Origin of the sequence: Flavobacterium pectinovorum (assembly GCF_900142715.1) — a bacterium.
In the GTDB taxonomy this organism is placed as follows: domain Bacteria; phylum Bacteroidota; class Bacteroidia; order Flavobacteriales; family Flavobacteriaceae; genus Flavobacterium; species Flavobacterium pectinovorum.
Genome location: NZ_FRBX01000004.1, coordinates 528,944 through 551,913, shown reverse-complemented (window position 1 = coordinate 551,913; position 22,970 = coordinate 528,944). Strand labels below are relative to the sequence as shown.

Genomic DNA, 22,970 nt, shown 5'->3' with positions numbered 1-22,970 from the left:
ATTAAAATAAGGCAAGTTGGTTAGAAAAATCATTTTTATATTTACTCTTCTGGATATTTAAAATCTTATCCTTGATTTGAATTGAAGTTAAATCCTTCTGCATCTGAAACGGTGTGGCAAAAGCCAAGAAATACTGTGACCTACTATAAGCAATACCAAATTTTTGTAAATCATGAGGAACTAGTTTCTTAAATTTTCTGGCGGCAACAATTTTCTGCGCGCCCAAATAACCAATTCCCGGAATGCGTTTAATAAGTTCTATATCGGCAGTATTAATATCAACCGGAAATTGATGCAGATTTCGCAATGCCCATCCTAGTTTGGGATCTATGTCAAGATCAAGATTGGGCTGATTTAACCCAACAATTTCATTAACGTTAAATCCATAATATCGAATTAACCAATCGGCCTGATACAAACGGTTTTCTCGAATAATAGGAACTGGTGTACCAATAGCCGGAAGCCTATTATCGTTACTTATTGGAACATATCCGGAATAATACACACGCTTCATATTCATCTTTTGATAAAAATAATCTGCCATGCCCAGAATCTCCAGATCATTTTCTTTTGTTGCACCAATCACCATTTGTGTACTTTGACCTGCGGGCGCAAAAAGTGGTGCTTTATAGTTTAGTTTTTTCTCTTCTTTATAACCAACAATTTCATTTTTAAGATATTCCATTGGTTGAATCACGTCTTTGTGGTTTTTATCCGGAGCAAGTAATTTTAAACTTTGCTCTGTTGGCATTTCAACATTTACACTTAAGCGATCTGCATACATTCCGGCTTCTTTGAGCAATTCATCACTGGCTCCGGGAATCGCTTTAAGATGTATATAACCGTTGAAGTTTTGTTCTAATCGCAATTTTTTCGCAATCCTAACCAAACGTTGCATGGTATAATCTGCATTATCAAAAATACCGGAACTCAAAAAAAGCCCTTCAATATAATTTCTTCTGTAAAAACCTATCGTAAGGTCAACCACCTCATCAACAGTAAAAGCTGCCCTTTTAATGTCGTTGCTTTTTCGGCTTACACAATAAGCACAGTCAAAAATGCAATGATTGGTCAGTAAGATTTTCAGCAACGAAACGCAACGCCCGTCTTCTGTATAAGAATGGCAAATACCATAACCTTTTGCATCTCCTAATCCTTTATCCTTATTTTTTCGATTGCTTAAAGCCGAAGAACATGAAACGTCATATTTTGCAGCATCTGCCAATATTCCCAGCTTCTCCATCACTCTCTCGTTTACCATTTTGACTTTTGTATTTGATTGGAAATAAATTTGTTTCGATCAAAATTAGTTATAGATCGTTACAATTTTATAATTTTTATTGTTCTAAATTGTATCAAAATTATCTTGCATTTTTATTTTGAAGCTGAAAGATTTTTAAAAACTTTTAGATCTTCTTTACTCTAAAATTTCAAAAAAAAATGCGTTAAAACCGTCGTGATATAACATTTTTTCCACAATAAAAAATACATTTGTCAAAACGAAAACAAAGTGATCCTTTAATCACGTATTACCAACCGGAAAAGATTGTTGCATGGATACTGAGAAATTTATTTTCTGCCTCGAGGGTGTTCCTGATGTAGATGAAATTAGAACTACAGATGTGGTCAAAAATCTGGAAGAAATTGCCCTTGACCAGGGAATTGCAAGCATTTACAAAACCTGTGACACGATTGAAGGTTTAGAAGAAAGTTTGAATGTATTGCTTTATGAAGATCATAATTTTAAGGATTATGAAATTATTTATCTGGTTATGCCAGGGCAGGAAAACAATATATGCCTTCATGATTATTATTATAGCCTTGAAGAAATAGCCGAACTTTTTGAAGGAAAAATGAAAGGAAAAGTCATTCATTTTGCCAATAAAAAAATATTAGATTTAAGCGAAGAAGAAGCCCAATATTTTCTGGATGTAACCGGTGCACGCGCCATTTCCGGTTATGGATCAACTTATAATAAAATTGCGAGCTGCAGTACTATTGACAAAGCTTTTTTTAGTTTATATCAGGACAACGAGGATCTTATTGAAGTGGTTGAAGAATTATACCAAAAACATCATGCACTTTGCCAATTGCTTGATTTTAGATTGTACTATTTTAAACAATGAAAATAAAGCCGGACGAAAAAGTAAAAACATATGAAGCAAAGGGATTTCGTGAAAAATTTCTTGGCGAAGAAAATCCAATGCATTTACTTTTCAAATCAAACTCTGATCATTTTTTTTGTTTAAAGATGGAAGAAATGATGCAGTTACAATTTCCTGTTCCACCCTCTAAACACAGTTGTCATACTTTGCTATTTGTTACTTCCGGCACACATGTAATGAAAGTGGGTTATAAAGAATATCAAACTGTTTCTAATGAAATTATTATGGTTCCTGCGGGTCAGATTTTTTCAATAGAAAATGTAAACAGCACACATACCGGCTATATTTGCCAATTTCATCCTGATATTTTAATTGGAAAATATGGCAATCGAGAAATGATCAATGATTTTGATTTTTTAAAAATATCAGGAAACCCAAAAATTAGTTTAGCAGAAGAAGACGTAAAATCCATTATAGCAATTTTAAGTCGGTTGCAGCAAGAATATTTAGGAACCCAAACTGCAAATCTAAATATTGTACAGTCCTATTTAATTGCATTGTTTTATGAAATGAATAAAAACAGTGTACAAACTTTTAAGAGTATTTCTGCTGCCGAAGTTCTTTCATCCAAATTCAAAGAGTTAATTCACAATAATATCAAAACACATCATCAGGTTAATTATTACGCTTCATTACTAAATGTTACACCTAATCATTTAAATAAATCTGTAAAATTTGTAACTGGTCAATCTGCAGCCAAATGGATTGAAGAAACCATTTTATTAGAAGCTAAATATTTACTCTTTCAAACTACTTTTTCGGTAAGCGAAATTGCTTTACAAGTAGGACATGAGGATCATTCTTACTTTAGCAGATTCTTTAAAAAACACGAAGGCATTACTCCTATACAATACCGGAAATTGATTGATAAGTCCTAATTATTGATTACGAAATCCTAGTAAAGTTACTGTTGATTTATTGAAATTTGCCTTGTAAAAAAGAGCAAATTATGATTTATGTTTTTAAAACAACTGTTGATTCAAAATCCAAATTAGAATCAGCAACTGCAATACTTCACAAATTATTACCTTATGCATTATGGAATTTTGACCTGGAAGATTGTGATAATATTTTAAGAATCGACAGTGAGACAGAAATATCCGAATCAATTCTTAAAAACGATATTTTTGATTGTATCGAATTAGAATAAAAACCACACACTCCTCTTCTTTCCCAACCTTAATTTATTTCTATGGAAACTGCATTACATCAAAACAAAACATTCGACACTATTGATTATTCTGATCAAAAATTATCCGACAACGAATTTATAAACTGTGAATTCATCAATTGCAATTTCTCTAAAAGTGATTTCAGTTATATTGATTTTTTAGATTGTACTTTTAAAAACTGTAATCTTTCATTGGCAGTCCTTAAAAATACAGGTTTAAAAAACATCAAATTTATTGGCTGTAAATTAATGGGTTTGGATTTTAGTTCGAGTAACAGTTTTTTATTTTCGATGAATTTTGAAGATTGCATGCTTGATTATTCGACTTTCATTTATAAAAAATTAAAGAAAACCCAGTTTATTGATTGCTCTTTAAAAGATGTTGATTTCTCGAATACAGATTTGTCTCTGGCTATTTTTAAAAACTGTGATCTTTCTAATGCCACTTTCGTGGAATGTATTTTGGAGAAAGCTGATTTTCGATCTTCAAGAAATTATGCTTTTGATCCATCTGAAAACAAAATTAAAGGAACCAAAGTTTCTCATACTGCGCTTGCAGGATTATTAGAGAAATTTGATTTGGATATTGAGTAGGGTTTGTTTCACGCAGATTTTGCAGATTTGAGCAGATTTCTTTTCTTGTTTTATAAAAAAAGGGATGCAAAATATTGCATCCCTTTTAACTAGAATATGAAAAAATGAATTATTTAATCCAACGCGGATCTCCAATTGCATTATCTTTTAAAGTTTGATTACCAATTGTAAAATCACCATTTGCAGCATTTGTAAATTGTGGATCGGCTACAATTCCGCCAGCATCAACTTTATTTAAATTAATTGATCCATCCATAAAACTTGCTGCATTGTAATAGTAATTTTTAGCAAATGTCGGCTCTTTTGTAGTAGACTGATTTGTATAAATTGCAGTTGTCTCAGTAATCAAAGTATTTCGTACTATTGACGCATTGTCATTAAAACGAAGGTATAATATTCTTTTTGGTGCTGCTGTATTAGATACTTTATACAAGGTACAGTGATCAATTAATACATTTGTTGTTAAACCGGTTCCTGAGAAACCACTATTAGCCGGTGCAACAGCGTCAACTCTAACAAAATCACGACTGGTCGAGCAATTGTCAAAAGTGCTGTTTTTAAGAATAATATCCGCAATATAAGTAGCTCTGAAATCAATTAAATCTGCACCTACATTTGTATTTACATTTCTAACAATACTATTGTCTACAGTAAATGATCTTACTTTTGTTAAGAGAGCATTCGCAGAAATTAATGCACGTGTGTAATCATGAACCTTACAGCCGCTTATTAAAATATCATCATATGTACTCGAAGCGCCTGAAACTGTAATAAGAGCAGAATTATTAATTCCGGTTCCATCCAAATCTAAATCAATTAAACTTAAAGAGGATGCTCCTGCCGCTGCTGTAAAAGTTACATTTACTAATGGCTTGTCATAGCGTTTTACCCCTCTAATTGTAATTGGTTTGGTTAATATGATATCACCAATATAAGCATTATAATCTCCTGGCATTAGATACAGTTTTGCACCTGCTGCCGCTTGTGTAATTAATAAATTTAAATTATCTCCAGGGTTAACTACAGTACCTGTACTTACATCAACGCCTGTGGTAAATGTTAGCGTACCTCTTGTTTTAAGTCCATTTAGCAATGTAGCCGTGTAGGATGTGTCTCCACTAAGTCCTGTTACGATAGCAACTCCTGCAATTTTTTCTTCAGCAGTTATTGTGTGTGTAATACCTCCAGGAGCAACACTAATTTGTGTTACATTGCTATTAGGCGTCCATCTTACAGTAACAGATGTTCCTTCAATATCAGTTTCCTGAATAGGGAAGAAAATTTGCTCTGATAACGTTGTTGCTGTAACAACAGACCACGCAGAGTCATCTAATCCTGATGTACTCAATGCTTTTACCCTAATTGAATATACGGTTTCACCCTCTAATGCAACCTGAACAGGCAACTGATCTTGTGTAACATTTATTGTTTTAAAAATTGTTTTAAATTCAGGATCGTCTGCACTAAATTCAACAACATAATTGTCAACAACCTGGTCTTGTTTTAGACTCCAGTTAAGTTCAACCGTAGTTTGATTTTTAACCTTTGCTGTAAGTTCAATAGGAGAAAACTCTTTGCTCACATTGAGATTTTCTATTACTGCTTCATTATAACTATCACAGCCTGAAACTGCAATTGTGAGCAATAATGACATTATTAATCCTTTAAATATATATTTTGTTTTCATAAACATGATGTCTTATAATTAATTAATAATTGTTGAGATTAATAATTGTAATCATTAACCAATTTACCATTACTTCCATCAATAAACACTTGCCATATTGGCCAAAATTGTCTGTTATCAGGATTAACACCAGCTTTGTAAAGCGTATTTATCTTAGTATCGGTTGCTGTACCTGTCCATGTCCATTCAAAATCTGTGTAATCTGCGCTTGGCTTAACAACTTCTCCTCGATTTAAACCATATATATCTAAACTTACATTATCGGATTTATATTTAAAATATAAAGTAGCCGGTACATCAGAATATTCCCCTGTATGTTGAGATAAGTTTGTCATTTTTACTTTGGCTTCATCTAATTTTGCTTTTAGCAAATTCCAACGAATAAGAGCCTGTTTACGTTCCATTTCTCCTGTAAACTCATATTTATTCTCTTCAACAAGAGCATTAAACATTTCAGCTTTTCCTGTTAAAGCATCTACATAACTTTCAACTTTATCAGCGTGAACTGCTGCCGGGAAAGCTCTTCTGCGTATTTCTTTTAAATATGGTGCTGCTGCAGATGGCCCTTCTATTTCATTGGCTGCTTCTGCTGCAATTAAAAGTACCTCGGCATAACGCATATAAATTTTATTTACACCATCATCATTTGTTGAAGTAACAAAACGTGTCATCCATTCGTAACGATATTTTCCAAAATACCAAGTATTTAAAGCTCCAAGTTCCTGTTTTGCAATGTTATTTACAGCTGTACCATATTTATAAGGCACACAAGTAACATCTCTACGAGTATCTGCCTGATCATAATCGTAAAAAACAAAAGGAAGTGGTCCTGCAGTTCCTCCACGATTTGCTCCATTTGCATGAAATTGATCGTTTGTAGTGTGACGCACTGCAAATGTAAATAACATACGGCCTCTACCTTCTGAAAATGGAAGTTCCCAAAGAGATTCTCCACCCGCAACTATGTATTCCTGATTGTATTTTCTCCAAAATGTTTCAAAAGAAGTCTCTAAATGTGCTGATCCGCTTGAAATTACAGAACGACATTCTGCTAATGCCAATGCATACATATTAGGAACCGATAGTTCAGGATCTGAACTTCTTCTTACACCATCAGGATATTGCTGGTAACCACTTGCTACCATTGCCAATCGTGCACGAAAACCTTTTACGAAAGCTTTATTAATTCTTTCAACACTTGTTGTTGCTGCAGTTTCACCCGGCCACGGAACTAATGTTGCCGCTTCTCCTAAATCTGCAAGAAGCTGTTTGTAAATCACATCTCTACTTGTTTTTTCAATATAAAGTGTTGCATTGTTCACGGGTTCAAATCTCGCAGGTACATCTCCCCATGCTTTTATCAAATCAGCATAATAAATTGCTCTTAATGTCAAAGCTTCTCCCAATAAATAACCCAGCTCAGATCCTGCTGTTGGATTACCGTAAGTACGTAAACCACGAATACAAATATTAGCACGCTCAATTCCTGAATACATCATTGCCCAGGCATTGTTTGTTGTGTTCATTTGAGAATTATTCTTTTGTGCATCATAAGTACATAAATCTGAAGCATCACTTACTGTTTGAGAAGAATTGTACCATTCCACATCGGTATTTAAACCGTAAAAAGGAAGAAAACGCCCTCTGTAAGAGTTGGTTTCTGCAAACGGAATTTTAATTCCGTCAATTGCGCCTTCTGCTAATCCCGGACTAGAAAAAATAACTGATTCGTCTAATGTTGATTCTGCCGGAGCATCTAAATAATCATCTGAGCAGGAAGTAAATATACTTGCTAGAATAATTCCTGCTATTAATATTTTATGTTTCATCTTGTGAAAGTTTTACTGAATTAAAAATTAAGGTTTAAACCAAATATCAACTGTCTGCTTCTTGGATAAGCTGAATAATCAACTCCAGGAGTAAGCGGTGAATTTCTTCTTGTTGAAGATTCAGGATCGGGACCTGTGTATTTAGTCCAAACAAAAACATTACTGGCTGTAAAATAAAATCTCAATTTGGAAATTCCTAAAGCAGAAGTTAAATCATTTGGTGTTGTATAACCTAAACTCAAAGTATTAAGTCTCAAGAAAGACCCGTCTTCAACAGCCCAGTCACTAAAAACATAACGTGGCATATAAGGTGACCACATTGATGTATTGGCATTTAAGGCAGCCAAACCATCAGGGTCTGTTACTAATTGTCCTGAAGCAGGATCAAGGTTTGTCCATCTTTTTCCATCAGCCATTTCAGAATTTAAATTTCTGTATTGTCCATTTGGAACCGAAGTAGAAAATTCAATTTTGTTTGCATTATAAACATCATTTCCAATACTATAGTTAAAAGCCGCAGAAAGATCAAATCCGTAAGCATTAGCATTCAACACAAAGCCTCCGGTACTTTTTGGATTTGCATTTCCAATAACAGTTAAATCATTTGCATTTACTTTACCATCGCCGTCAATATCTTTTAATTTCATTGCGCCCGGTTTCATGGTTCCAACAATAGTTGTACCGTCTGGCACTCCGGTTTTTAAAGTATAAGTTCCTCCGTTATAGTCAAAATCAGACACCTCATAACGTCCATCACTTTTATATCCGTACATAAGTCCAATAGGCTCTCCCGCATTTACTAAGAAGTCATTTCCAATAGCTGTAGAAGCCCATCCTGAACTCGCTCCGAAATTACTCATTACGCCTAGCGAATTAATTTTATTGGTATTAAATCCAGCATTAAAAGAGATGCTTACTCCATACTTACTTCTTTCAATAAGATTTAGATTTAAAGTTGCCTCAACACCACTGTTTTGCACCTCGCCCATATTTCTGTATTGATAATCATATCCTCCTCCTGCAATTGGAAAGTTTATTAATAAATCTTTCGTGATATTTTTATACACCTCAACAGATCCTGTAACACGATTTTTGAATAAATCAAAATCTAAACCTATGTTTTGTGTTACTGTCGTTTCCCATTTTAAATCCGGATTAGCCATTGTTTTAGAAGCTGCCCAGAAATTATCAACGCCATTAATCCATGTAGAAGTAGAAGATATGAAACTTTGAACCATTTGTCCTGTCGGTATGTTATTATTACCAGCCTCACCGTAACTTACTCTTAGTTTTAGCAAATTAACCCATGAAGCATTTTTCATAAATTCTTCTCCTGAAATTTTCCATGCTGCTGCTGCTGCCGGAAAAAACCCCCATTTATTATCTCCTAAAAATTTACTTGAACCATCTGCACGATAAGTAGCCGTAAAAAGATAGCGATCTTTATAATCATAATTCACACGACCAAAGAAAGAGAGCAATTTATCATCCGGAAAATAGAAATTATCAACCGAAACCGGTGTTCCCTGAGTTGTCAGTTTTTTTGCCTGATCTAAACCAAAAGATAAAGGATAACCATGAAGTGCAGTATTCACATCATTTCTTTGATAGTCTATAGACTCTTCACCTAAAAGGAATTTTAAACTATGATTTTCTCCAACTATTTTTTTAAGATCATAGTTAAGTGTATTTGCATTTCTAAAACGAGTGTCTTTTCTATCTCCTAATATCATAGCTGGCATGCCTTGTCTTTCTGCCGCAGGATTATTTTTTACATAATAAGTTGAACGCCCGTAATAACGATAGTCTAAATAATTGTAGTTATCAAGACCTAATTCTGTTTTAAACACCAAATCTGAAGTAAGTTTCCATGAAAAACTACCTAACAAATTATAGTTTTTTCTGAATTGCTGGCGATCGGTATCATAAATAGCCACAAAAGGATGTGTTAGATTTTCAGAAACTGCTTCATCTGTATCATCTGTTGTTAAACCCGGAACCGGAATAGGAGCATAACCTACAACATTTTTTAAACGAGAGTCTGCAGACGAAACCTCATTTTGTTCATTCATCCCTCCACCATTAATTTCCGTGTCTGAATAACGTACTGTAAATGAAAGATCTACTTTATCAGAAGCTTTACTATTTAAAGCAAGTGATAAGTTATTTCTATTAAAATCTGAACCCAGCATAATCGCTTTTTCATCATAATGAGCATAGTTAAAATTATAATTCATTTTATCAGAACCACCACGAATTGATAAGTCACGGCTCTGAACTTCACCCGTGCGTCCAAAAACTTGTCTTTGCCAATTATTGCCTTTCATGCCTTTGTACATATCATAATCATTCCATGAACCAAAATATTTCTCATAAGAGCTTAAATCAGTATTATCCTTAAGTGAAGCATACTCATACTGCCACTTAACATAATCTTCCGGAGAGGTAACACCAATGGTATTGGCTATTTTTTTCATACCGTAAAACATATTATAGTTTACGGAAATCTTACCATCTTTACCTTTTTTTGTAGTGACAATAACAACTCCATAAGCACCTCTGGAACCGTAGATTGCTGTTGATGAAGCATCTTTTAATATGGTCATCGTATCAATATCAGAAGATGAAATATCATTAATGTTATTTACCGGAAATCCATCTACTATATACAAAGGAGATGCATCTTGTGTTAAAGAACCGTTTCCACGAATTCTAATCTGAACATTTGAATCTGGCGAACCTTCAGAAGAAGTTACCTGAACTCCCGCTATACGTCCTGTTAAAGCTTCTGCAACGTTGGGAACTGGAATTTTTCGCATCTCATTTCCGGAAAATGTAGCAACAGCACCGGTCAAATCAGATTTCTTTGACGTTCCATATCCAATTACTACAACTTCATTTAAGTTATTAGAATCTTCAGCCAATGAAATATCAAGCTTCGTTTTTCCTTCTGTCGGGACTTCTTTGGTTTTAAATCCTATAAAAGAGAAATTAAGAATTGCCTTCGCATTTGTTAGTTTAAGTTTATAACGACCATCAAAATCTGTAGAAGTACCATTCTTGGTTCCTTTTTCCAACACGTTAACGCCGGGAAGCCCCATACCCGAAGCATCTTTTACAGTACCTTCAAGCGTAACATTCTGCGCACTTATTTGATTGCTCATAAATAAGCCTAATAAGAAAACTAATACTAGACAGCATTTTGTTTTTTTATTAAATAAATCTTTAAAATTCATGGTTTTGTGTTTAAGTTATTAATTAGTCTAGTTTTTAGTGGTTTTTTGTTTTTTCTATATTTTTCTATAATTCTTTGGAAGCTTTAGTACTTACAACTACAACGATTTCTTTATTATTGAAAAAAGAAGTCTTTTCACATTAAAAAACTTCATGTAATCGATTACACAAACATAGATATTTTTTTTAGATAAAAAATTAAAAATCATAAAAATTTCCCAAAAAAAATTACATATCAAAAAATAAAGTTATTTTTTCTATGACATGTGTAATTTATGCTAATAATAAATATTAAATATATTTTTATTAATAACCTATTTGATGTCTTTTTACTAAAAAAACAATCGATTACATGAAGAAAAATTATAAAATTATCAGGTGTAAAAATCACACTTAAAATAATTTTAAAAGAAGTTACTCTTGCAAAAATTTAACAAATAAAATAATACTTAACCCAAACCACATAAGTTCCCGGGATTTGGAAAATCATCAACAAACGTTAAAAAAATTAACTTAAAAGTCATAAAAAAACCCTTGAACATAAATGTTCAAGGGTTCGATTTAGAATAAATATTTTATTTAAGCGCTTTGCAGCTGTACCGAAGTTTTTCGACGTTGTATTAAAATAACGGTAATAATCATACCAATAATAGACATTCCGACACCTATAAGATTTGGAGATGCGTAACTATATCCAGCCACAAGAGGCAATCCGCCAAGAAAAGCTCCTAGTGCATTTCCTATATTAAAACTTCCCTGCAATGAAGCCGAAGCAATCATTTCGGCATCTTTGGCCGTTCTAATCATCAACATTTGAATGGGTGCAATAACTGAAAAAGAAATAGCTCCCGTTAAAAATGTTAGAAACAAAGAAGCATATTGATTAAAAGAGAAAAAATAAACTAAAATCAAATCAACAGACATTACAAACAATAAAGCCAATGTTGTTGGTGCCGGAGAAAATTTATCGGCCAGCTTACCGCCCGCAAAGTTTCCTACCACCATTCCGAACCCAGCCAAAATCAAGATATAAGAAACATCTTCTGGTGAAAACTTAGAAACATTCGTTAGCAAAGGTGCGATGTAACTGATCCAGGCAAACAATCCTCCAAAACCAATTGCCGTGATTCCGATAATCAACCATGCATCTATTTGCTGGAAAAACTTTAATTGTGTTTTCATATTCACAGTATTACTTTTCTCTAAGTTTGGCATCCACAAATAAATAAACAAAAAGGTAAGTAAACCTACAACAGCAATTAGTACAAAAGTATAACGCCAAATGAAATGATGCCCTATATAAGTACCAATAGGAACACCAATTAAGTTAGCCAATGTTAAACCAGAAAACATAATCGCAATTGCCTGAGCTTCTTTTCCTTTATCTGCCAAACGGCTTGCAACTACCGCTCCTACTCCAAAAAAAGCGCCATGTGGCAATCCGGAAAGAAATCGGGAAGCAAACAAAAAATTATAAGTTGGCGCAATAATAGAAAGCGCATTAAATACTGTTAGCATTAAAGCTAAAATTAAAAGCATTTTTTTTGGAGCAAAATTTCGTCCAAGGATTACCAATAATGGTGCACCAATAACAACACCTAAAGCATAAGACGAAATTAAATATCCTGCAACGGGAATCGAAACTTTCATATCTAAGGCGATGTCCGGCAATAAACCCATCATCACAAATTCGGTTATCCCAATAGTTAAGCCTCCCAATGAGAGTGCAATAAGACTTTTTTTCATTTGTTTTTACAAGAAAGGAATAAATTTTCTATGGAGCAAATTTACCACTATACAGATTAAAATAAGTTGTACATTTGCGATATAAACTTGTAAATTTAAGTTATGCCAATCCTAAATCAATTTAAAACCCTGGTTATTGATGAATTTGAAGATGAAAAATTTCACCTTCCGCCACACACGCATACTTATTATGAAATTATTTATATAAAAAAAGGAAGCGGGGTTCATCATCTGAACAACAACTTATTACCATACAAATCTGGAGATTTGTTTGTAATTTCGCCAGAAGATGAGCATTATTTTGATATCAAAAAAAGCACTCGTTTCTTTTATATTAAGTTTACAGATAATTATTTCAATTCGAAACAGAATCTTACTTGCGATGAATTCTTAATTCATACTCCGGAAAGTTTCATGCGTGACAAAACACTAAAAGAAACAGTTCTTAAATTAGATGATCCCTGCAAAACAATATTAAAAAATACGATTGAAAACATTGCTGCTTACAATTGCAAAACCGATGTTTCGACCTCCCCTATTGTATTTTACCAGATTCTTTCGATTTTTGGATTAATCAAAGAAACTATGCGTGGTTTGAATCTTGTTGTTAAGGGAAATTCTATTGATAACGAGCAAATCACTTCCTATATTCATCAAAATATTTATCAGCCAAAACTAGTTCAGATAAAAATAATTGCCAGTCATTTTAATATCGCTGAAACTTATTTTAGTGCCTACTTCAAAAGAACTTTTAGTATAAGTTATCGCGATTATATTCATAATTTGAGAACTACCTTAATCGAAAAACGAATCCATAACAATCAATTGCCAATAAAACAAATTGCGTATGAATTTGGTTTTACCGATGAAAGCCATCTGTCGAATTATTTTAAAAAACGAAAAAACATGAAACCTACAGATTTCAAGAAAACATAAAATTGGAAATCTTAAATAAGTAGTCGCTCTTAAAAAAAATGGCTAAATTTGTAATTCTAAAAGCATTTTCATTGGCAAAAAAAATCCACATATTATCTCTTGTTCTAACGCTTGGCTTCTTTTTGATGTCAAACATGGGGTATGCTTGTGGAAAAACTTCCGAAACAACCTCTTGTGAAAAGAAAGCAATTTCTAAAAAAGAAACTGCTGACTCTTGCCAAAAAGATTGTTGCAAAAAAAGTTATGATTCAAAAAAAGACCAACACGGCTGTAGCGGAAAATGTGATCATTCTGGTTGCACTACTTCTGGATTACAATTTAGTTTGATTGCTATAAATGAATTCGAATTCAACAGTAATCTATTTAATTTCTCTTTTAAAAAGACAATTCCTTATTATAAAAACAGTAGTCTTTCCGACGGCTTTACTTCTATTTGGCAACCGCCAAAAATAGGATAATTGTATTTGTGACAGCCATAATTGGGAGCTTTGCCACAAAGGCGCTAAGGCACTAAGAATATTAAACTTTGTGTTTCTACGGCTCAGCGAGGCAATACTTTCAACAAAAAAAATATTTATTGAACTTAGAGAAGATTTATATTCTCTACTAAAATTACATAAAAATGAAAAAATCAATTTCAACTATAATCGCCATAATTGCTTTATTATTTAATACAAATAATATTCAGGCAACTACAATAAAAATAGAAACTACAACAGAAGATGTAGATTCAAGTCAGTTACAAACTGTTTATAATGCTTATTTTACAGTAAAAGATGCCCTTATAAAAAGTGACAGTAAATTAACTTCGGCGAAAGCCGCAGCTTTATTAACTGCTATTTCTGCTGTAAAAATGGACAAATTAAAAAGCGACGAACATACTGCGTGGATGAAAGTTATGAAAAAACTAACTGCAGATGCTAAAAGTATTTCGGCTACGACAGATCTTAAAAAACAACGTGAGACTTTTAAATCGCTTTCAAAAAACACTTACGAACTAATTAAGGTTTCAAAATCTACTGAAGTTGTTTACAAACAATATTGCCCAATGGCCGATGCTGATTGGTTAAGCAAAGAAAAAGCAGTTAAGAATCCGTATTACGGTTCTTCGATGTTGACTTGTGGAAACGTCGTTGAAACAATCAAATAAATATGAAGCTTTACATCAAAAATATGGTGTGTGCTCGCTGTAAAATGGTCGTGGAGTCTGAGCTTGAAAAACTCGGACTTCAGACTATTTCTGTTGAATTGGGCGAAGTTGAACTGAAAGATTCTATTACAGACAGTCAAAAAGAAGTTTTACTTAAAAATCTTCAGGATTTAGGTTTTGATTTAATAGATGATAAAAAAAGTAAAACCGTCGAGAAAATAAAAAATTTGATTGTTGATTTGGTTCATCACAAAAACAATGATCTCAAAATCAATTTATCTGATTATTTGTCTAAAAACCTCAACCAGGATTATAATTCATTGAGTAATCTTTTTTCAGAAATCGAAAACACAACGATCGAAAAATATTTTATCAGTCAGAAAATTGAGAAAGTAAAGGAATTACTTGTTTATAATGAACTTTCGTTAAGTGAAATCGCGGATATTTTAAACTATAGCAATGTCGCACATTTAAGCAATCAATTCAAGAAAATTACAGGTTTTACGCCTACACATTTTAAACAATCGAAAGATAAAAAACGAATACAGATTGAGAATTTGTAATTGTTTTTAACCTCGAAGTTTTACGCAAGATGGTAAACATAGCCAATGGTTTCAACCATTGGGGCGCAACGAATTTATTACGATATGCTGCCAAGGTTAAGACCTTACGCTATATTTACAAAAAAAAACGTGCTAAATCATTAGCACGTTTTTTTATTTATCTTAACAATGTCCCATTGCAGAAATCAACAATAGTTAATTTATCTTTGCTTCTGGAATTATTTCAACCCTAAACTTCCCCATATATCATTTGGATCAAGTGTTATACTTTTTGATTTTCCAGTGTTATAATCATCATAACTTTTCTTAATCTTTGCTACAAATTCAGGATTATATGGACTTTCTTCTTCCTCTATTTTCACTCCTTTATTTGTAACAGCTAACAACTTTGCAAGTTCAAGCAATGTCTTGCCTGCTTTTGTTCGTTCGTTTATAGTTATAGTTGTCATAATTTTGTAATTTTATTATTACAAAGATACAAATAAATCAAACCATTTGAATTGTATCGAGAATTTGTGAGTTTTTAAACACAAAGGGCGCAAAGATTTACGCAAAGTTCGCAAAGATGACAAACATAGCCAATGGTTTCAACCATTGGGGCGTATATCGGGATAAATTCGTTGCGTTCCAATGGTTGAAACCATTGGCTATATTTTCTAAAGATTCGCAAAGTTATTTTAGGTAAAGCTTTACATCCGAGGCTTTGGGATGCATTTTTATAAAACCTTGTATATTAAATAAACTTTGCGCTTTTTGCGATTAAATACCCTTTTGTAAATCTTACAAATCATTCTCAAAATTATACAACATGAAGTAAACCTTACTTCAGAAATTTGCATTGTAATACTTTAAAAGATAAAACAATGACTCATCAATATATAATTTCAGGAATGTCGTGTGATGGCTGTCGCAAGAAAGTTGAAAAAACTTTAAACGCCGTAGAAGGAATTCAGGCTGAAGTAACTTTAAATCCTCCATTGGCGACTATTACAATGGAAAAACATGTTCCGACTGAGAAATTTCAAGAAGTTTTAACGGAAGCCGGAAAGTATACCATTGAGATGAATTCTCCAAAAAATGACTCAGAACCTACCGTAAAATCTTGTTGTTCAGGTCACAAAAAAGAGGAACATAAAGGACATCATCATAAAAAAGAAACAACTCACAATCACAATACAACGGGAGTTTTTTATTGTCCGATGCATTGTGAAGGCGATAAAACGTATGATAAGTCGGGAGATTGCCCCGTTTGCGGAATGGATTTAGTGCCGCAAGTTGCCATAAATGCGACACAATTTACCTGCCCGATGCATCCCGAAATTGTTTCGGACGAACCTGGCGATTGCCCGATTTGCGGAATGGATCTAGTTCCTATGCAGGTTTCTGAAAATGAAGAAAACAAAACCTATACTGATTTAGTAAAGAAAATGAAGATTGCGATTTTATTTACGCTTCCCATCTTTATTATTTCAATGTCAGAAATGATTCCCAATAACCCTCTTTATAAACTAATGTCTATAGAAAACTGGAATTGGGCTCAGTTTCTATTTTCAATTCCGGTTTTATTTTATGCCGGATGGATGTTTTTTGTTCGTGCTTATAAATCAATTGTTACATGGAATCTAAACATGTTTACGCTAATTGGAATTGGAACAAGTGTCGCATTTTTATTTAGTATCGCCGGAATGTTCTTTCCAGATATTTTTCCAACTGAATTCAAATCGCATCACGGAACTATTCACCTATATTTTGAAGCTGCAACGGTAATTATCACTTTAGTTTTATTGGGACAACTGCTAGAAGCCAGAGCACATGGACAAACCAACGGCGCTATAAAAGAATTGTTGAAATTAGCACCAACCGAAGCCACTTTGGTCGAAAACGGAAATGATAAAGTAATCTCCATTCATAACATTAAAAAAGGAGATTTATTACGCGTAAAACCAGGAGAAAAAATTCCCGTTGACGGAAAAATTACTAGCGGCGAAAGCAATATAGATGAAGCCATGATTACCGGCGAACCGATTCCGGTTGATAAAAAAGTGGGAGATCCTGTAATTGCAGGAACTATAAACGGAACAAAATCGTTTGTAATGATTGCCGAAAAAGTAGGCTCAGAAACTTTGCTTTCTCAGATTATTCAAATGGTAAATGATGCGAGTCGATCCAGAGCGCCAATACAGAAACTGGCAGATCGAGTGGCTAAATATTTTGTTCCAACTGTTGTCGCTATTTCTGTTTTGACTTTTGTTTTATGGGCAAAATTCGGTCCTGAACCTTCCTATATATATGGATTAATAAATGCCATTGCCGTTTTAATAATTGCCTGTCCTTGTGCTTTAGGTTTAGCAACTCCAATGTCGGTTATGGTTGGTGTAGGCAAAGGAGCGCAATTTGGTATCCTGATAAAAAATGCTGAAGCACTCGAAAACATGAATAAAATTGATGTTCTGATTACCGATAAAACCGGAACTATTACCGAAGGAAAGCCATCTGTAGAAAAAATCTACTCCATTAATAATAATGAAAATGAATTATTGCAAAGTATTGCTTCGCTAAATCAAAACAGCGAGCATCCTTTGGCGCAGGCCGTCGTAAATTTTGTAAAAGCGAAAAATCTAACTTTACTTGAAGTTCCGGATTTTGAAACCGTTGCCGGAAAAGGAGTTATTGGAACTGTAAATAACTCTAAAGTCGCTTTAGGAAACAAAAAACTAATGATTCAGGTTAATGCATCTATTGCTGAAGATATTGAAAACAGAATTATTGCAGAGCAAAACTTAGGCAAAACAGTTTCTTATATATCTATAAATAAAGCTGTTGCTGGTTATGTAACGATTACAGATGCCATTAAAGAAAACAGTGTAAAAGCTATTAAAGATTTGATAGATCAGGGCGTTGAAGTTATTATGATGACAGGCGACAATAATAATACGGCAAAAGCTGTCGCTGAAAATTTACACTTAAGTTCATTTAAAGCAGATTGCTTGCCAGAAGATAAACTAAAAGAAATTCAGCGTTTGCAAGCCGAAGGTAAAATTGTAGCAATGGCCGGCGACGGAATCAACGACGCTCCGGCTTTGGCGCAGGCAAATATTGGAATCGCAATGGGAACAGGAACTGATGTTGCTATTGAAAGTGCCAAAATAACACTCGTAAAAGGAGACTTAAACGGAATCGTAAAAGCTAAAAAGCTAAGTCATGCTGTAATGAAAAACATCAAACAGAATCTATTTTTTGCTTTTATATATAATGTATTAGGTGTACCAATTGCAGCAGGAATTTTATATCCTGTATTCGGGATTTTGCTTTCTCCAATGTTGGCTGCTTTAGCCATGAGTTTGAGTTCAGTTTCGGTTATTGTGAATGCTTTGCGATTGCGAAATCTAAATCTTTAAAAAAATCAATATGAGACTATATACCTTTTTGATTGTCTTTCTGATTGCTTTTAATGCAAAAGCACAAAAAGTAGTTCGTTACGATTTACACGTTCGGGATACAATTGTAAATTTTTCCGGAAAAGAAAAGCGCGCCCTTACCGTAAACGGACAAATTCCGATGCCAACATTGACTTTTACAGAAGGAGATATCGCAGAAATTTATGTTCATAATGATTTAAAAAAGGAAGATACGGCGCTGCATTGGCATGGATTATTTCTTCCTAATAAAGAAGACGGAGTTCCGTATTTAACACAAATGCCTATAAAACCAGGGACAACCCACAAATATACTTTCCCAATTATCCAGAACGGAACCTATTGGTATCACAGTCATTCTGGTTTGCAGGAACAAATTGGTCTATACGGACTTTTTATCATCAACAAAAAGAAAGACGATGCTACTTTTAGAAAAGGCATTGACGATTTACCAACTATTCCGGTTATTTTAAGTGAATGGACAGATTTGAAACCGGAGAATGTTCAACGAATGCTGCACAATGCAAACGACTGGTTTGCGATAAAAAAAGGAACAACGCAAAGTTATTCTGAAGCGATCCAAAAAGGACAATTTTCCACAAAAATTACTAACGAATGGAAACGCATGAACGCGATGGATGTAAGTGATGTTTATTATGAGAAGTTTTTAATTAATGGAAAAAATGAAGATCAGCTATCACAATTTAAAGCAGGCGAAAAAGTAAGATTGCGAATTACAAACGGTGGCGCCTCAAGTTATTTCTGGCTTATTTATGGCGGCGGAAAAATAACCGTTGTGGCCAGCGACGGAAACGATGTTGAACCTGTAGAAGTTGACCGATTGATTATTGCGGTTTCTGAAACCTATGATGTTGTGGTTACAATTCCTGAAGATAAAAAGTCTTTTGCTTTTTTGGCTACAGCCGAAGACAGAACCGGATCTGCATCTTTATTTTTAGGCGAAGGCACTAAACAACCTGTTGCTCATCTTCCGAAATTAAAATATTTTGAAGGAATGAAGATGATGAACGATATGATGAAGATGAATGGCGAAATGAATGATATGGGTATGAACATGTCACTTAATAAAATGGACATGAATGCCGTAATGTATCCTGAAATTTCCGGTGAAGAGGAATCAGCAAAAAAAGAAGATCATTCTATGCATAATATGGAGGGCATGGAAATGGCAAACGATTCTACTGAAACTTCTGAAATTGTAACATTAAATTACGGAATGCTGAAATCTCCAACAAAAACAACACTTCCAAAAGATGCGCCTGTAAAAGAATTGCGTTTTGAATTGTCAGGAAATATGAATCGTTATGTTTGGAGTTTAGATAATAAAGTGATTTCTGAAACGGATAAAATATTAATTAAAAAAGGCGAAAACGTTCGGATCGTATTGTACAACGGATCGATGATGCGTCACCCAATGCATTTACACGGTCATGATTTTAGAATTCTGAACGAACATGGCGAATATTCTCCGCTAAAAAATGTGATTGATATTATGCCGATGGAAACTGACACGATAGAATTTCAGGCAAATGCTGATGGCGACTGGTTTTTTCACTGTCATATTTTATATCACATGATGGCTGGGATGGGACGTATTTTTAGTTATGAAAATTCAGCGCCAAATCCGTTGATTCATCATCCTGAAATGGCGTACAAAATGTTAAAAATGGACGACAGGATGTTTCATTTTATGGCAGAAAATGATTTTGCTTCAAACGGAAACGACGGTGAAGCCATGTACAGCAACACCCGCTGGAGCATTGGAACAGAATGGCGATTGGGTTATAATGACAAACACGGTTATGAAACCGAAACCCATATTGGACGTTATATAGGTAAAATGCAATGGTTTATGCCTTTTATAGGTTTTGACTGGCGCTATCGAAAAATGGGAATGGACGAACAGGAACAAAATCTTTTCGGGCAAAGTAATACAAAAGACAATCGCTCTGTTTTTAGTGCCGGTATGGAATATACTTTACCAATGCTTGTAAAAGCACAAGTAGAGGTTTATACCGATGGGAATGTGAGACTACAATTTGAAAGAAAAGACATTCCGCTTTCCAGACGTTTGAGAATGAACTTAATGTGGAATACAGATAAAGAATATATGGCAGGTTTGAAATATATTGTCGCCAGAAATTTTGGAATTACGACACATTATGATAGCGATATGGGAATTGGTTTTGGAGTTAATTTGAATTATTAATTTTTTTATATTAGCCAAAGATTAAAAGACTAACTCAGATTTTCTTAATCTTTTAAATTCTTTAATCTGTGGCTAAAAAAACTAACAACTATGACATTAGAAGACTTCAAAAAGAATTTCAACAATCAAATTACTCACGAATTAACTTTATTCTTTGAAATAAACGATGAACTCGGATTCGAAAATTACTCCCAGGGTTTTGGATTATATGAAGATGATAAATCCGGAATTTCGACCTGGTCAGAAGATCCTGCTTTTTTAGATAAACTAATGCCTTTTGCACAGGCAAACGGATCTGGCTCGATGTATGTTTTATGGAATAACGACTCAGGCAAATCTTTAAACGAACTGCCAGTAGTTGTTTTTGGTGATGAAGGCGGTTATCATATCGTAGCAAAAAACATCTTTGAATTTATGCAATTGCTAACTTTTGACAATGAGATTTCTGTAGATCACGAAGAAGCTTATTTTTATAAAGATGAAGACGATTATGAAGAAAGCGAAAATTTGCCTGAATATAAAGTATGGCTCAAAGAAAATTTCAATCTCGATCCAATAGAAGAAACAGAAGCAATTTTGTCAGAAGCACAAGAAACCTATAAAGCTGAATTTGACGAATGGGTTTCTCAATTCTACTCAGAAAATTAAATTATAATACATCATACAAACAATTAAAAAGAATAAAAATGAAAAAAGTATTTACCCTTTTAGCAATAGCTTTATTTACAATTAGCGCGCAGGCACAAGAAACAAAACCAGCTCCTAAAAAAGAAACAGCAAAAAAAGAATCTTGCTGCAAAAAAACAGCAAAAGATAAAAAAGCGTGTTGCGCAAAAAAATAATCGAAATTCTATTTCAACAAAAAAGACCTCAAATTGAGGTCTTTTTTTTATGGTTCCTTTTTGCCACAGATTAAAGGATTAAAAAGATTTCTATTTTGAAATCAATAAAAAAATCATTTCAATCTGTGAAATCTGTGGCAAAAGACTATTTTACTCTAATACTCCATTCAAAATCCATTTCAGAAACCTGAACTCCTTTTTCATCAGTTCCTATAGATTTCATCCAGAAAGTTTGCCCCTCACCTGTTTCAATAGTTTTTTTTATGGCATCGGCAATTAAATGTCCGTCGTTACAAACAAAAGTGATTCTTCCAGTTGCTTTTTTAGTAAAGTTACCTTTATTATTAGCCACTAACATTGAGATTTTTTTTCCGCTTTGTTGAATTTGTGAAATTACCAAAGCTCCGGTTGTTAACTCTGCTGCCATTGCCTGCACGGCAAAATACATTGAATTAAACGGATTTTGATTTATCCAACGGTGTTTTACGCTTACTATACAAGTTTTATCATCGATAGCTTTAACACGTACACCGCAAATATACGCCGACGGTAATTTGAAAAATACAAATTTGTTGAGTTTAGAAACTGAAATTGCCATGTGATTTATTTTTTTATGTAAAAATACAAAAAAACTATGCACGCACAATAAATGGTTAAAACTTTCCAACAACCTCAGTAAAATCAAGTATTAACACTGATTTTCAGTACGTTTTTGTGTTAAATAAAATATCAACTTTGTTAATATTTTGTTAATATTTGGTACTATGTAAAACAAGATACTGTCTTTTAGCCATATATTTGTATAAGAAATTACTATATGCTTTTAATCATGGAAACAACAACACCACTCATCATGGAAACAACATCAGAAAAGAACACTGCAACGTTCACACATTTAAGTACATTAAGTCAGTATATCATTCCTTTTGGAAATTATATTTTTCCAATACTAATCTGGACGAGTTACAAAGACAAATCAGAATTTGTAAATCACCACGGAAAACAGGCTTTAAATTTTCAGTTAAGTTTATTGCTTTATACTTTGATCTTAGCCTTAATTGCTATTCCGATTTTCATCATTGTATTTCTTCAAAACCTTCCTATGGAAGCTGTTTTTAACGATGAAGATTTCGTTATCAGAAATTTCAATTTTCAGGGTAACATCGGGTTATTAACAATTGGTGCAACAGCTGTAGTACTTTTTGGATTGCTAAAAGTTTTGGAATTCTTTTTAGTGATTTATGCTTCAATAAAAACTTCAAACGGAGAATATTACAAATATCCGCTAACGATTCCTTTTATAAAGTAATCATTATTATGAAGCACTTCGACTTCGCTCAGTGTGACATAAAAAAAATTAAAAGTTATAGTCGAAACCATACAAACAATCAATAGAATAGTTTCGAA

General features: G+C 33.5%; 20 protein-coding genes. 13 read left to right on the top strand and 7 right to left on the bottom strand.

The features are described from left to right. Nucleotide 1 precedes the first annotated feature (1 nt). Nucleotides 2-1,261, bottom strand: coding sequence for a putative DNA modification/repair radical SAM protein (locus BUE22_RS16195; protein ID WP_073396454.1), 1,260 nt, complete (start codon nt 1,259-1,261; stop codon nt 2-4). Nucleotides 1,262-1,553: 292 nt separating this feature from the next. Between BUE22_RS16195 and BUE22_RS16190 the strand changes: the two genes are divergently transcribed. The 4 genes from BUE22_RS16190 to BUE22_RS16175 all read left to right on the top strand — a co-directional run bounded on the left by BUE22_RS16190 (nt 1,554) and on the right by BUE22_RS16175 (nt 3,930). Beyond that, a complete protein-coding gene (locus tag BUE22_RS16190) occupies nt 1,554-2,126 on the top strand; it encodes a DUF6642 family protein (protein WP_042567265.1) in 573 nt (190 codons plus the stop codon). Next, on the top strand, nt 2,123-3,043 hold the full coding sequence (locus BUE22_RS16185) for a helix-turn-helix domain-containing protein (protein ID WP_073396447.1): 921 nt from the start codon (nt 2,123-2,125) through the stop codon (nt 3,041-3,043). Before BUE22_RS16190 ends, BUE22_RS16185 begins: the two co-directional genes overlap by 4 nt. 71 nt (nt 3,044-3,114) lie before the next feature. Next, complete coding sequence (locus BUE22_RS16180) at nt 3,115-3,315, top strand: hypothetical protein (protein WP_042567263.1); 201 nt, start codon at nt 3,115-3,117, stop codon at nt 3,313-3,315. Nucleotides 3,316-3,357: 42 nt separating this feature from the next. After that, on the top strand, nt 3,358-3,930 hold the full coding sequence (locus BUE22_RS16175) for a pentapeptide repeat-containing protein (protein ID WP_073396445.1): 573 nt from the start codon (nt 3,358-3,360) through the stop codon (nt 3,928-3,930). Between the two features lie 109 nt (nt 3,931-4,039). Here BUE22_RS16175 and BUE22_RS16170 read toward each other — a convergent pair whose 3' ends face one another. The 4 genes from BUE22_RS16170 to BUE22_RS16155 all read right to left on the bottom strand — a co-directional run bounded on the left by BUE22_RS16170 (nt 4,040) and on the right by BUE22_RS16155 (nt 12,426). Then, nucleotides 4,040-5,617, bottom strand: coding sequence for a DUF5123 domain-containing protein (locus BUE22_RS16170; protein WP_244152489.1), 1,578 nt, complete (start codon nt 5,615-5,617; stop codon nt 4,040-4,042). 38 nt (nt 5,618-5,655) lie between these two features. Then, the gene (locus BUE22_RS16165) at nt 5,656-7,446 is read right to left on the bottom strand and encodes a RagB/SusD family nutrient uptake outer membrane protein (RefSeq protein WP_073396440.1); all 1,791 of its coding nucleotides are present in this window, start codon (nt 7,444-7,446) and stop codon (nt 5,656-5,658) included. Nucleotides 7,447-7,466: 20 nt separating this feature from the next. Next, nucleotides 7,467-10,610: a SusC/RagA family TonB-linked outer membrane protein gene (locus tag BUE22_RS16160; protein WP_244152488.1), complete on the bottom strand. Its 3,144-nt coding sequence runs from the start codon at nt 10,608-10,610 to the stop codon at nt 7,467-7,469. A 649-nt stretch (nt 10,611-11,259) separates the two neighbouring features. Continuing rightward, nucleotides 11,260-12,426 carry an MFS transporter gene (locus BUE22_RS16155; RefSeq protein ID WP_073396436.1) on the bottom strand — a complete coding sequence of 389 codons (1,167 nt, stop codon included), beginning with the start codon at nt 12,424-12,426 and terminating at the stop codon, nt 11,260-11,262. Between the two features lie 102 nt (nt 12,427-12,528). Here BUE22_RS16155 and BUE22_RS16150 point away from each other — a divergent pair, with 102 nt between their 5' ends. From BUE22_RS16150 to BUE22_RS16135, 4 genes are all read left to right on the top strand, one after another. Continuing rightward, a complete protein-coding gene (locus tag BUE22_RS16150; protein ID WP_073396435.1) occupies nt 12,529-13,362 on the top strand; it encodes an AraC family transcriptional regulator in 834 nt (277 codons plus the stop codon). 38 nt (nt 13,363-13,400) lie between these two features. Beyond that, nucleotides 13,401-13,820 carry a hypothetical protein gene (locus tag BUE22_RS16145; protein ID WP_243396758.1) on the top strand — a complete coding sequence of 140 codons (420 nt, stop codon included), beginning with the start codon at nt 13,401-13,403 and terminating at the stop codon, nt 13,818-13,820. 164 nt (nt 13,821-13,984) lie between these two features. Next, nucleotides 13,985-14,512 carry a DUF3347 domain-containing protein gene (locus tag BUE22_RS16140; RefSeq protein WP_073396433.1) on the top strand — a complete coding sequence of 176 codons (528 nt, stop codon included), beginning with the start codon at nt 13,985-13,987 and terminating at the stop codon, nt 14,510-14,512. Nucleotides 14,513-14,514: 2 nt separating this feature from the next. After that, a complete protein-coding gene (locus BUE22_RS16135; RefSeq protein ID WP_073396432.1) occupies nt 14,515-15,075 on the top strand; it encodes an AraC family transcriptional regulator in 561 nt (186 codons plus the stop codon). Nucleotides 15,076-15,293: 218 nt separating this feature from the next. On the opposite strand, the gene BUE22_RS16125 is transcribed toward BUE22_RS16135, so the two are convergent. Further along, nucleotides 15,294-15,524 (bottom strand): DUF2683 family protein, encoded by a 231-nt coding sequence (locus BUE22_RS16125; protein ID WP_073396429.1) that lies wholly within the window; start codon nt 15,522-15,524, stop codon nt 15,294-15,296. 414 nt (nt 15,525-15,938) lie between these two features. On the opposite strand from BUE22_RS16125, the gene BUE22_RS16120 reads away from it, so the two are divergent. From BUE22_RS16120 to BUE22_RS23750, 4 genes are all read left to right on the top strand, one after another. Continuing rightward, nucleotides 15,939-18,473 (top strand): heavy metal translocating P-type ATPase, encoded by a 2,535-nt coding sequence (locus BUE22_RS16120; RefSeq protein ID WP_073396421.1) that lies wholly within the window; start codon nt 15,939-15,941, stop codon nt 18,471-18,473. A 10-nt stretch (nt 18,474-18,483) separates the two neighbouring features. Next, the gene (locus BUE22_RS16115; protein WP_073396420.1) at nt 18,484-20,721 is read left to right on the top strand and encodes a multicopper oxidase family protein; all 2,238 of its coding nucleotides are present in this window, start codon (nt 18,484-18,486) and stop codon (nt 20,719-20,721) included. 90 nt (nt 20,722-20,811) lie between these two features. Then, nucleotides 20,812-21,369 (top strand): hypothetical protein, encoded by a 558-nt coding sequence (locus BUE22_RS16110; RefSeq protein WP_073396419.1) that lies wholly within the window; start codon nt 20,812-20,814, stop codon nt 21,367-21,369. Nucleotides 21,370-21,407: 38 nt separating this feature from the next. Next, a complete protein-coding gene (locus BUE22_RS23750; RefSeq protein WP_159438484.1) occupies nt 21,408-21,563 on the top strand; it encodes a hypothetical protein in 156 nt (51 codons plus the stop codon). A 145-nt stretch (nt 21,564-21,708) separates the two neighbouring features. Here the strand turns inward: BUE22_RS23750 and BUE22_RS16100 are convergent, their stop codons facing one another. Then, entirely contained in the window at nt 21,709-22,161 is a 453-nt protein-coding gene (locus tag BUE22_RS16100) for a DUF4442 domain-containing protein (RefSeq protein WP_042567250.1), read from the bottom strand. Between the two features lie 255 nt (nt 22,162-22,416). On the opposite strand from BUE22_RS16100, the gene BUE22_RS16095 reads away from it, so the two are divergent. Then, a complete protein-coding gene (locus BUE22_RS16095; protein ID WP_073396757.1) occupies nt 22,417-22,872 on the top strand; it encodes a DUF4870 domain-containing protein in 456 nt (151 codons plus the stop codon). The last annotated feature ends 98 nt before the right edge of the window (nt 22,873-22,970 follow it).